The sequence below is a fragment of the Bacillus sp. BD59S genome (genome assembly GCF_007363175.1).
Classification (GTDB): domain Bacteria; phylum Bacillota; class Bacilli; order Bacillales; family Bacillaceae_G; genus Bacillus_A; species Bacillus_A pacificus.
On sequence record NZ_CP034686.1, the window covers coordinates 1764140 to 1776321 of the forward strand.

The window sequence follows — 12182 nt, forward strand, 5'->3', positions numbered from 1 at the left end:
GATCCTCATATAAGAAAGGCGATGTATTGTTACCTATTACCAGTAACAATACATCGCCTTTTTATTTTTAATATTAGGGAATAAAAAGGTAAAATATGTGAGTATTATTATTTGAGTTTAATATTATTTATTGATAGTATAAAGTTAGAAACTTATTAATGATAAGTTTTGGGAGGCAGATTATAATATATACATATGAAACAGCCTCAAATGAAAATTGGAGGGAATTATGATGGCAAAGGATTTTTACTCAGCAATTGAAGACAGAAGATCTATTTACGCAATTAGTAAAGAGCAAGTAGTTTCTGATGAGAAAATTCAAGAAGTGATTTATCACGCTGTAAAACATACACCTTCAGCTTTTAACTCTCAGAGCGCTCGCGTTGTCGTCTTGTTAGGAGAACAACATGATAAGTTATGGGATATTACGAAAGAAACGTTACGAAAAATTGTACCTGAAAATAACTTTGCATCTACTGAAGAAAAAATGAATGCATTTAAAAGTGGTTATGGAACGGTTTTATATTTTGAAGATAGTCAAGTGGTAGAACAACTGCAAGAAAACTTTACATTATATAAAGAGAACTTTCCGATTTGGTCTCAGCAATCCTCAGGAATGTTACAATTTGCAATTTGGACAGCTTTAGAAATTGAAGGATTCGGTGCTACATTGCAACATTACAATCCGTTAATTGATGAAGAAGTGAGAACAGAATGGGGAGTTCCAAAAAGTTGGAAACTTACTGCGCAAATGCCGTTTGGTAAACCGGTGGTATCTGCTGGTGAAAAAGAATACCAACCTTTAGAAAACCGTGTGAAAATTTATAAATAATGTAGGAATGAGTGGGGGGATTTTTCATCCCCCACTCATTATTAGTTGAACCAATCGGGGTCTTACTGTCCGGCGAATAGCGGGATAAAAGGTGAACAGGGATACAACCTGTTCACCTTTTATAAGTAATAAGGATTTTTTTGATAGGAATTTTTCATCTGATTTTTTAATTCGTTTTTACGTGTTTCAATAGTTGATATTTTTTGTAAGGTAATAATTGAAACGAATTGAAAAAAAGCATAGTACAGTTCTATATTTTTATTGATAGGATTATCTATTATATTTTTCATAAATATACCTCCTTTTTGATTTCGCTATTTGTGGGCAATAAGGCTTCCATCTCAAAATTCAATGTTAAGTGGAGAATACCGACCTGTAAAAGTTCGATTGGTTTCCGGGTAGGGTGGATAATATTTGTATGGATTAAGGCACCACTGTATATATGATCCACTGTATATATGATAATATAAATATCCTTAAAATTCCATATGCGGTAGAAAATAGTTAGTGGAATATACATTTTCGTCAAATAAGAACAGAATTTTTGAAGTTAAATCTTACAAATCGTCAAATCTTTTAAAAGCGATAGATAGTATCAAAAATAATTTTCTAAAAATATTATACTATTGATAAAAAAAAGTGTTTTTCGTCATGATAAGAGTATACTTCATAGGAGGAACTATAATAGGAAATACATTCTTTGCATTGTGTTAGATGAATAGAATTTTTTTTAAGTGGATAGAAAATATATACTAAGATAATGAATGGTATGTCGAATTTTCAATAAAATACATAAGAAATATAAAAAAAACATTGCAAAAAGAGTAAGTTTAATGGTAAAGTTCACATGAAGTTCACACAGATTTCACTTCGCTCGTTTAAAATGAACTCTGTGTGAAAAATAAAACTCTTGTTAAAAAATGGAACTTAATGAATATTTTACTTTGATAATATTGTAAAGTATTAAGTTTATAAGTTTTTTTTAAGAGGATAGTAGGGAAAGGAAGTAAAGACAACTTATGAAAAAAGTAATTGCAGGTTTAGCAGCAGCTTCAGTAGCAGGTGTTGCAGTTCCAGGTATGGATTCTGCTCATGCACAAGTTTCAAACGAAGCGCTAAAAGAAATTAATGGACAAACTCAAACACAAACGACTGTAACTGAAACAAAAACTGTAGAAACAAAATCCGACTTAAAATACACAGTAACTGCTGATGTATTAAATGTTCGTTCAGGTGCTGGTACAGGACATAGCGTTATTTCTAAAGTAAAACAAGGTCAAGTACTACAAGTAATTGGACAAGAAAACGGTTGGTTCAAAGTAACTGTAAACGGTCAAACTGGTTATGTAAGTGGTGACTTCGTAACGACTGGTGGTAAAACAGGAACTACTGTTCAACAAGGAACTGGTACTTACACAGTAAACGTTTCTTCACTTAACGTACGTACAGGCCCAAGTACATCTCATACAGTATTAGGCTCTGTAAATAAAGGTAAAACAGTACAAGTTGTTGGTGAAGTACAAGATTGGTTTAAAATCAACTTCAATGGTGGAACTGGATACGTAAGCAAAGACTTCGTAACAAAAGGTGGTTCTGCTGTATCTAACCAAACACAACAACCAACTACAAACAACAATACTACTACAGTTCAAACTGGTGGTTCTTATGTTGTTAACACTGGTGCTTTAAAAGTACGTACAGGCCCAGCTACATACAACGCTGTAATCGGTGGTGTAACAAACGGTACAGTATTAAACGTTACTGGCGCTGAAAATGGTTGGTACAAAATTAACCATAACGGCCGCACAGGTTACGTAAGTGCAGACTTCGTTAAGTTTGTAAAAGGCGGAGTAAACAACGTTACAAATAACAATAACGTTACAAATAACGTTCAACAACCAGGTAAAGACGTACAAAAACCAACAACTGGTGGAGATACATCTTCAATCGCTGGATTCGCTAGATCATTAAATGGTTCACCATACAGAACAGCTGGTACAACACCTGCTGGTTTTGATTGCAGTGGATTCATTCACTACGTATTAAATCAAACTGGTCATAAAGGCGCTCGTCAAACAGTTGCTGGATACTGGAGCTCTAAAACAAAAACTAGCAATCCACAACCAGGTGATTTAGTATACTTCCAAAACACTTATAAATCAGGTCCTTCTCACATGGGTGTTTACTTAGGAAACGGTCAGTTCATTAGTGCAGAAACTGATGCAACTGGTGTACGTATTAGTTCTGTAAGTAACTCTTACTGGAGCAAGCACCTATTAGGTTACACAAAAGCATACTAAGAAAAAGTAGATTATATACTTTTCCTATAGAGAAAAGGCTTTCCAGGGAAACTTGGGAAGCCTTTTTATAGTTTCATAAATTGGGATGTAATAGTTTTCACTGTAACTTCCCGTTTAAAAATCGAGCGTATAGATCATGAAAGTAGTTGGGGCGGAATAAGTTTGCTGCATGTCCTGCTAACGGTATTTCTTTATATAAAACGTTAGGAAGAATGGACTTTAAATCAAAAAGACAAGATTTATAGAGATGATCATGTTCGCCCATTACCCATAGAATAGGGTGGGGAAGTGATTTTAATTTAGATTTTAAATCGAATTCTAACCGATGACGTAATGATTGGGCAATAATTGATGAATGTAATTGCAATCCGAACCGATAATAAATATTTCTTGAAATGACTGCGAATGGATTTGCCTTTAGTATGCCACTTGGAAAAATGGTATTTGCGTATTGAGAGAGCCATTTCGAGTAATCGTCTCCTCGCTTCTCCCAAAACTTTTGAAATACGTTATATAAAAGGGAAGGGTTATTATAATGTCCACCAATATGACAAATGCTCAAAACTTTTTCTGGATGCATTTGTGCAAAAATGGTAGAGATATAACAGCCGTAACTTAAAGCGCAAATATGAGCTTTTTGAATGCCTTCTTTTTCGTATAAATTCAATAATTGATCAACGAGACGCTGTAATGAAAATTCGATAGCTTCTCCTTTATCATCGCCGTGACCTAATAAGTCATAAGTAATAATGTTGTAAGAGGCGGAAAATCGTTTATGCTCTTTTTTGAAAGCACGACGATTGCCGACTAAACCATGAATAAAAATAATTGTTTCCTTTTTAGAATGTATATTTGTTTGCAAAAAGGATACTCCTTTCAATAACTGGAGATTTATATAGTATTGTAAATTGGTTATCTATCATTCACATAGAACAATATTAAGCGCCAGGTAATAATATCAGATATTTATATCTGTTGTAAAGATGAGTTTTTATGTATATTTTGTAAAAACAGAAAAAGTGTGTTTACATTCAGTTTACATTTGTATTGTATTCTATTTTTAGAAAGAACAGTTTTGTTTAACACGAGGAGATGACAGAAATGGAAGTTAGAAATGAAATAAAGAAAAAAGGGAGTTGGAGGCAGTTTTTACGCCTTATTCAAGATACAAATCCTCCGAAAGGGATTCTTGTTTTTGCGTTATTCATGAGTTTGCTTTCTACGGGAGCGAGTTTATTTATTCCGATGTTAACAAAAGGATTAGTAGATAATTTTTCACTTTCGTCAATTAGTACAGGACAAATTGTTGGGCTAGTTGCATTCTTTATTATGCAAACTATAGCTGCAGGATTATCTATATATTTACTAAATTATATCGGGCAGAAAATTGTAGCCGGACTGAGAGAACGTTTGTGGAAAAAGGTACTTATATTGCCAGTATCTTATTATGATCAAAATAGAACAGGCGATACAATTAGCCGAATGACAAATGATACGGGTGTTGTGAAGACATTGATTTCTGAGCATTTGTCAAATTTATTAACAGGCGGTATTTCAATTGTCGGATCATTAATCGTATTATTTGTTTTAGATTGGAAAATGACACTTTTACTTTTAACGGTTATTCCATTATCAGTACTGATCTTAGTTCCACTAGGACGAAAAATGTATAAGATTTCAAAAGCACTTCAAGATGAAACAGCTTCTTTTACAAGTGTGCTAACGCAAGTATTATCAGAAATTCGTTTAGTGAAATCTTCGAACACAGAAAAAAGAGAATATGAAACTGGAAATAAAGGTATCGAGAAGTTATTGCAATTTGGTTTGAAAGAGGGAAAAGTGCAAGCGTTAATTTCACCAGTTATGTCGTTTGTTTTAATGGCATTGCTTGTTATTATCGTAGGATATGGTGGAATGAGAGTTTCTAGCGGTGCATTAACAACAGGAGAACTTGTAGCGTTTATTTTATATTTAGTTCAAATTATAATGCCGATGAGTCAATTATCTATGTTCTTTACACAATTCCAAAAGGCAATTGGTGCAACGGAAAGAATTAATACTATTTTAGAATATGAAGTAGAAGACCATGAAACTGGTGTGAAAGTCACAAATGCTAAGCAACCAATTGTTCTTGAAAATGTACATTTTGAGTATAACGAAGAAGAGCAAGTGTTAAAGAATATTGATTTCACAATTGAATCAGGAAAAGTAACAGCAATTGTAGGGCCAAGTGGTAGCGGGAAAACGACGTTATTCTCACTATTAGAACGTTTTTATGAGCCAACTAGCGGTGCTATTAAATTAGGGAAAGATGCAATTACGAACTATTCATTACAGTCATGGCGACGTCAAATTGGTTACGTTTCACAAGATAGTCCGTTAATTGATGGAACGATCCGTGATAATATTTGTTACGGTGTTGAGGGAGAAGTGACAGATGAAGAAATTGAAAAAGTAGCGGCGATGGCATATGTTGATGCATTTATTCATGACTTACCAAATGGATATGCAACAGAAGTTGGAGAACGTGGTGTGAAACTTTCTGGAGGACAAAGACAGCGAATTGCCATTGCTCGAGCGTTACTTAGAAATCCACAAATTCTGATGTTAGATGAAGCAACTTCTAGTTTAGATAGTAAATCTGAGTCTGTCGTTCAAAAGGCATTAAATAACTTAATGAAAGGCAGAACAACGTTAGTTATTGCACATAGACTTTCTACTGTTGTAGATGCAGATAAAATTATCTTTATAGAAAAAGGGAATCTTACAGGTAGTGGTACACATGATGAATTGTTACGAACACATGACATGTATCGTGAATTTGCAACGCAACAATTGAAAATTAAAGAGGCGGCATTATAAAATGAATAATCAGTGGGGCTCATACTCCGCTGATTATTCATTTTTAAAAGTTTGATTAAGGATGCTAACTAGAAAGGAAATGGTTTCTTTGATACCTAATATTTTAATAGTAGACGATGATCCACATATTAGAGAACTTGTGTCTGTATTTTTAGAGCGAGAAGGTTTTCAAACATATGAGGCAATTGATGGTATAGATGCACTTCAAAAAATAGATGAAGTGAAAGTTGATATGGTTATTCTTGATATTATGATGCCGAATATGGATGGGTTTGATGTATGTTTCGAATTAAGGAAATACTATGATATTCCGATTTTAATGTTAACTGCTAAAGGAGAAACGTCTCAAAAAGTAAAAGGATTTCATCTTGGAACGGATGATTATCTTGTAAAACCATTTGATCCGATAGAATTAGTAGTGAGAGTTAAGGCGTTATTGAAACGTTACCAAATTACAGTATCGCAATCCATTCAAGTTGGGAATGTACTGTTAAATCGTAAAACATTTGAAGTTACAATTGGAGAACAAACGGTTACGTTACCGTTAAAGGAATTCGAATTGCTCTTTACTTTAGGCTCTAAAGCGGGGAGAACTTGTTCGAGAGAGCAATTAATTGAAGATGTATGGGGATATGATTTTGAAGGGAATGAACGCACACTAGACGTTCATATAAATCGGTTACGTGAGAAGTTTCAAGAAGAGAAGTCGAAATTTAGTATTAAAACGATAAGAGGATTAGGGTATCGCTTAGAGGTAAGTAAATGAGAAGAAGAGAACGAATGAGTAAGTTGAAGGTGCTGAAAGTAATTGGAGCGGTAATAGTACTATTTTCTTTCCTGACTATAATTTGGTCTATAGCCTTTTATGTATCATCAAGTGTAATGAATGCCCTTGAAATACGAGTATCGCCTTTTATTACTTTTTTAATTAGTGATATGGTCGGCTTTGTATTTATTATTCTTATTTGGGTATTGATTGGAGTATTAATGAGACCGAAGCGAGAGGCGATGATTTGGGCGATTATTGAGCCAATACAAAAAATTGCAAAAGGGGACTTCTCCGTAAAAATAAGAAATGAAGAGAAGTATGATGGGGAAATTGGTGTGCTCGTAAAAAGTATAAACGATATGACAGATGAACTGAATGTGATGGAGAAAATGCGCCAGGAATTTGTTTCGAATGTTTCTCATGAAATACAGTCACCATTAACTTCTATAAAAGGATTTGCTAGAGCACTACAAGATACTAATCTTCCTGAGGAAAAAAGAAAGCATTATCTTACCATTATTGAAACGGAAACGACGAGATTATCTAAACTAAGTCAAAATTTACTGAAGCTTACCCTTTTAGAGTCGGAAGAATATACACCAGAAAGGGCGACTTATCGATTAGATCAGCAGTTAAAGCAAATTGTGTTAAATAGTGAACCGCTCTGGGCTGAAAAAGAAATTGAATTGGAACTTGATTTAGAGAAAGTGCACATTACTGCTGATCAAGAAAGTATGAGTCAAGTTTGGATTAATCTAATTCATAATAGTATTAAATTTACTCCAAGTGGTGGCACAATTACAATCCAATTAAAAGAATATGAGAAAGTAGTGGAAGTGCGTATTCGCGACTCGGGAATTGGGATATCAGAAGAACAGAAACAACATATTTTTGAACGTTTTTATAAAGCGGACTCTTCACGAAATCGTGCTTATGGAGGAAGTGGCTTAGGTTTAGCTATTGTAAAGAAAGTGCTCGACCTTCATCAAGGAGAAATAAAAGTCGAGAGTGAGGAAGGGAAGGGTACTGAATTTATTGTGTGTATTCCTAAGTATAAAGAGAAATAGTGTTAGGGGCATATCTTCTAACACTATTTTTCTTTATACATACATTTACCATTGCTGCAGCTATACTGATAAGCTTTTCCTTCACTATTCATACGGTATGAGTAATCAGATTCTTTATCTTTTTAAAGTCAACGTATGCTTCTGCACCGTTTTTATCATCATCAATATCAACGAATTGAACATGGCGTATAGAATAATCTATCTTTTCACTTAAACTTCTTTCTTGTAAGTTTGTATGAATACTGTCTACTAACTCGTCAAACAATGACCAGTTTAAATTAAGATTTTCAAATGACTCAGTATGTCTTCCTAAAATGCCATTGTCTTGGATTATATTATTATTATCGTATGTATAAGAGTATGTAAAATAAGGTTCGTCTTTATATACGACTTCTGCATAATAGCCGATATTATAAAGAGGAGTATATTTTCCGGTTATGTTTTGTATTTCTTTTTGCTTATATCTTTTTTATAGTATGGAGATATTCGTTAGTATCTTTTTCTATTACTTTATAATGTAGTGGATTACCAAATATAAAGTACATGGCCAAAAATATGATACATAGTCCGACTGCGGTTAGTGATAAGAACCGTTTTTTCTTTTCATACGCATACACATACACTCTCCTGTGTGGAATTTATTTCTATTTTACATGAATGATGGCAAAAACATGAGAATTATAAATAAGAACTTTCGATAGTTACCTACAAGTAACCTACGCACATGAAAGTGCATCATTGCCTTTTTACATAAATATAGTTACACTTTTAATATAATAATAAACAACTGAGACGATTAAGGAGTGTTATACTTGGCAGAATTATTACAAGGCAAAAATGCTTTAATTACAGGAGCAGGTAGAGGTATTGGTCGTGCTGTAGCGATTGCATTAGCGAAAGAGGGCGTAAATGTAGGTCTTTTAGCTCGTTCAGAAGAAAACTTAAAAGCTGTAGCGAAAGAAGTAGAAGCAGAAGGCGTAAAGGCTGTTATTGCGACTGCTGATGTTTCTTCATATGAAGAAGTGACTACTGCGATTGAGACGTTAAAAAACGGTTTAGGATCTATCGATATTTTAATTAATAACGCTGGTATTTCTAAGTTCGGTAAGTTTTTAGAACTAGACGTTGCTGATTGGGAAAAAATCATTCAAGTAAACTTAATGGGTGTATATTATGCAACTCGTGCAGCTTTACCGAGCATGATTGAACAACAATCTGGTGATATTATTAATATTTCATCTACAGCAGGACAAAAAGGCGCACCTGTAACAAGTGCATATAGTGCTTCTAAATTTGGTGTTCTTGGTTTAACAGAATCGTTAGCGATGGAAGTTCGTAAGCATAACATTCGTGTAACAGCTTTAACACCAAGTACAGTAGCAACTGATATGGCTGTAGATTTAGGATTAACTGATGGAAATCCTGATAAAGTTATGCAAGCAGAAGATATTGCAGAGTTTATCGTAGCACAGTTGAAATTAAATAAACGTACATTTATTAAATCAGCAGGACTTTGGTCTACTAATCCGTAAGGGATACATGTATAAACAAAAGAAGGGATATCTATTTTGTAATGAAGTAGATATCCCTTCTTTATTTTTTGTATATGAGACAGAATTTTCGGTATAATCAAAAGTGGATAGTAGAAAAGCATTGAAAAATTGAAGGGATGGTATTTTCATGAGTATGATTGAGAAATGGACGGCCGTTGATCAATATGTGAGTGATGTATTAATACCGAAAGATTCTACATTAGAAGAAGTTCTTCAAGCAAACGCTGCAGCTAATTTACCAGCACATGACGTATCGCCAACGCAAGGGAAGTTTTTGCAACTATTAGTTCAAATTCAAGGAGCTCGAAACATTTTGGAAATTGGTACTCTAGGTGGATATAGTACGATATGGCTTGCAAGAGGATTGTCATCGGGAGGCCGAGTTGTTACATTGGAAGCAAGTGAAAAGCATGCTGACATTGCACGTAGCAATATTGAACGCGCTAATTTGAATGCTAGAGTTGAAGTGCGAACAGGATTAGCTTTAGATTCTTTACAGCAAATAGAAAATGAGGAGTATGAACCATTTGATTTTATCTTTATAGACGCCGATAAACAAAATAACCCTGCTTATTTTGAATGGGCACTGAAACTATCACACCCTGGCACTGTAATTATTGGGGATAACGTAGTACGTGCAGGAGAAGTTATTGACAATACGAGTAATGATCCTCGCGTACAAGGGATACGTCGCTTCTATGAGCTAATAGCTGCTGAGCCACGTGTAAGTGCTACAGCGCTTCAAACAGTCGGAAGTAAAGGGTACGATGGATTTATAATGGCAGTCGTAAAAGAATAACGAAAGGAGATAAATAGAATGAAAAAGATGTTTGAAAAGTTATAACATGTATCGTATACAACGCAGTTAGCTCGTGGACCTCCAACATACTTAAAAATATAAATTTATATTAAAAATTGGAGGTTAAGAATAGATGAGAACTGAAAAAGAAATGCTAGACTTAATTATGAATACAGCAAAAGAGGATGAAAGAATTCGAGCTGTCATCATGAATGGATCGCGTGTAAATCCAAATGTGAAAAAAGATTGTTTTCAAGACTTTGATATTATGTATGTTGTAAAAGATATACAATCTTTTACATCTAATCATAATTGGATTCATAGATTTGGAGCAATAATGATTGTACAAATGCCAGAAGAAATGTCATTAGTTCCACCAGATGGAGACGGGAAGTTTCCGTATTTAATGCAGTTCATGGATGGAAATCGGATTGATTTAACATTAGTTCCGGTTGATTTAATAAAAAAGTTCGTTGGACAAGATAGCTTAAGTAAATTACTTCTCGATAAAGATAATTGTATGGAAGAATTCCCGCCAGCAAGCGATAAAGATTACTTAATAAAAAAGCCTACAGAAAAAGAGTTTTTAGGTTGCTGTAATGAATTTTGGTGGTGTAGTACGAATGTGGCAAAAGGGTTATGGCGCGAGGAACTTTCTTATGTAAAAGGAATGCTTGAAGGACCAGTGCGAGATATGTTAATTGTAATGCTAGAATGGCATATTGGTATGAAAACAGACTTTACAGTTAATGCAGGGAAGTTTGGAAAGCATTTTGAGCAATATTTCGAAGGAGATATGTGGGAGCAATTTAAAAAGACATTTTCTAATGCAGAATATGAAAACATATGGGAATCATTCTTTGTCATGGGTGATTTATTTAGGGAAGTGGCGAATGAAATTGCTAGCGCTTATGGATATCAGTACCCGCAAGGTGATGATGATAGAGTGACCAGTTATTTAAAACACGTGAAAGCTTTGCCGAAAGGTAGTACATCAATTTATTAATAATAGTAAGCAGTAAGACTGTCCAAATTATGGACAGTCTTATTTTGGTTTATGAATAAGAATTTCTCTAACAAAGTGTAGAGGAATCACATATGAAATTTTAGGGAGGTTTTTATCATGTATTATTTTTATTCGCCACAAATGTTTGCTCCATATCAATGGGGACTAGAACGAAATGTTTCGTATACTTATATGCCATATAACTCATTTTATTATGGAGACTATATAAACTCATTGCCATACGCATATATCCCTCAAAATTATGAAGTACAAATAAAAGCAGATGAGCGTGGATCGTGGACACCATTTTCTTGGGTTGAAAAATATGCGTACGCATTTTCAGGACCGTACAATAAAGCGGAAGTTGCTCTTACATTTGATGATGGACCGGATTTAGAATTCACGCCAAAAATATTAGATAAGTTAAAACAACATAATGTAAAAGCGACTTTTTTCCTGCTTGGTGAAAATGCAGAAAAGTTTCCGAATGTTGTAAAGCGTATTGCAAATGAAGGACATGTAATTGGTAATCATACGTACAGTCATCCTAATTTAGCGAAAGTAAATGAGGCTGAGTACCGTAATCAAATTATAAAAACGGAAGAAATATTAAATCGTTTAGCTGGTTATGCACCGAAGTTTATACGTCCGCCATACGGTGAAATACTTGAAAATCAATTAAAATGGGCGACAGAGCAAAATTTTATGATTGTACAGTGGAGTGTGGATACAGTTGATTGGAAAGGTGTAAGTGCTGATACGATTACAAATAATGTGTTAGGGAATTCATTTCCTGGAAGTGTCATCCTCCAGCATTCAACACCAGGTGGGCATTTACAAGGATCTGTAGATGCACTAGACAAAATCATTCCGCAGTTAAAAACGAAAGGGGCACGTTTTGTAACACTTCCAAGTATGTTCCAGACATCAAAAGAAAGAAAGTGAATGTGTTATAAATTGGAAAAATAAGGTTTGTGTCGTATAATGAAAGTGT

At 34.2% G+C, this 12182-nt stretch carries 11 protein-coding genes and 1 pseudogene; 9 read left to right on the forward strand and 3 right to left on the reverse strand.

Annotation, left to right across the window (positions count from 1 at the left end):
• Window positions 1-229: 229 nt before the first annotated feature.
• Window positions 230-832, forward strand: a complete 603-nt coding sequence (locus EKQ63_RS11100; protein WP_173601407.1) for a nitroreductase family protein — start codon at window positions 230-232, stop codon at window positions 830-832.
• A 119-nt stretch (window positions 833-951) separates the two neighbouring features.
• On the opposite strand, the gene EKQ63_RS11105 is transcribed toward EKQ63_RS11100, so the two are convergent.
• Window positions 952-1122 carry a DNA mismatch repair protein MutT gene (locus EKQ63_RS11105; protein WP_088327292.1) on the reverse strand — a complete coding sequence of 57 codons (171 nt, stop codon included), beginning with the start codon at window positions 1120-1122 and terminating at the stop codon, window positions 952-954.
• A gap of 729 nt (window positions 1123-1851) precedes the next feature.
• Between EKQ63_RS11105 and entFM the strand changes: the two genes are divergently transcribed.
• A complete protein-coding gene (entFM, locus tag EKQ63_RS11110) occupies window positions 1852-3132 on the forward strand; it encodes an enterotoxin EntFM (protein ID WP_000755519.1) in 1281 nt (426 codons plus the stop codon).
• Between the two features lie 97 nt (window positions 3133-3229).
• Here the strand turns inward: entFM and EKQ63_RS11115 are convergent, their stop codons facing one another.
• Complete coding sequence (locus EKQ63_RS11115; RefSeq protein WP_001194311.1) at window positions 3230-3994, reverse strand: alpha/beta fold hydrolase; 765 nt, start codon at window positions 3992-3994, stop codon at window positions 3230-3232.
• A gap of 239 nt (window positions 3995-4233) precedes the next feature.
• Between EKQ63_RS11115 and EKQ63_RS11120 the strand changes: the two genes are divergently transcribed.
• From EKQ63_RS11120 to hitS, 3 genes are all read left to right on the forward strand, one after another.
• Window positions 4234-5994: an ABC transporter ATP-binding protein gene (locus EKQ63_RS11120; RefSeq protein WP_087952887.1), complete on the forward strand. Its 1761-nt coding sequence runs from the start codon at window positions 4234-4236 to the stop codon at window positions 5992-5994.
• Between the two features lie 88 nt (window positions 5995-6082).
• Window positions 6083-6760 carry a response regulator transcription factor gene (hitR, locus tag EKQ63_RS11125; protein WP_217368355.1) on the forward strand — a complete coding sequence of 226 codons (678 nt, stop codon included), beginning with the start codon at window positions 6083-6085 and terminating at the stop codon, window positions 6758-6760.
• On the forward strand, window positions 6757-7830 hold the full coding sequence (gene hitS, locus EKQ63_RS11130; protein ID WP_140168469.1) for an envelope stress sensor histidine kinase HitS: 1074 nt from the start codon (window positions 6757-6759) through the stop codon (window positions 7828-7830). Before hitR ends, hitS begins: the two co-directional genes overlap by 4 nt.
• Before the next feature lie 23 nt (window positions 7831-7853).
• Here the strand turns inward: hitS and EKQ63_RS11135 are convergent.
• Window positions 7854-8375: pseudogene (locus EKQ63_RS11135) on the reverse strand (DUF3139 domain-containing protein).
• 267 nt (window positions 8376-8642) lie between these two features.
• On the opposite strand from EKQ63_RS11135, the gene EKQ63_RS11140 reads away from it, so the two are divergent.
• The 4 genes from EKQ63_RS11140 (at window position 8643) to EKQ63_RS11155 (ending at window position 12133) form a co-directional block, all read left to right on the forward strand.
• Complete coding sequence (locus EKQ63_RS11140; RefSeq protein WP_000818985.1) at window positions 8643-9362, forward strand: 3-ketoacyl-ACP reductase; 720 nt, start codon at window positions 8643-8645, stop codon at window positions 9360-9362.
• Window positions 9363-9510: 148 nt separating this feature from the next.
• Entirely contained in the window at window positions 9511-10182 is a 672-nt protein-coding gene (locus EKQ63_RS11145; protein WP_143881032.1) for an O-methyltransferase, read from the forward strand.
• A gap of 133 nt (window positions 10183-10315) precedes the next feature.
• A complete protein-coding gene (locus EKQ63_RS11150) occupies window positions 10316-11188 on the forward strand; it encodes an aminoglycoside 6-adenylyltransferase (protein WP_087952884.1) in 873 nt (290 codons plus the stop codon).
• Between the two features lie 117 nt (window positions 11189-11305).
• The gene (locus tag EKQ63_RS11155) at window positions 11306-12133 is read left to right on the forward strand and encodes a peptidoglycan-N-acetylglucosamine deacetylase (RefSeq protein ID WP_088327296.1); all 828 of its coding nucleotides are present in this window, start codon (window positions 11306-11308) and stop codon (window positions 12131-12133) included.
• Window positions 12134-12182: the final 49 nt, after the last annotated feature.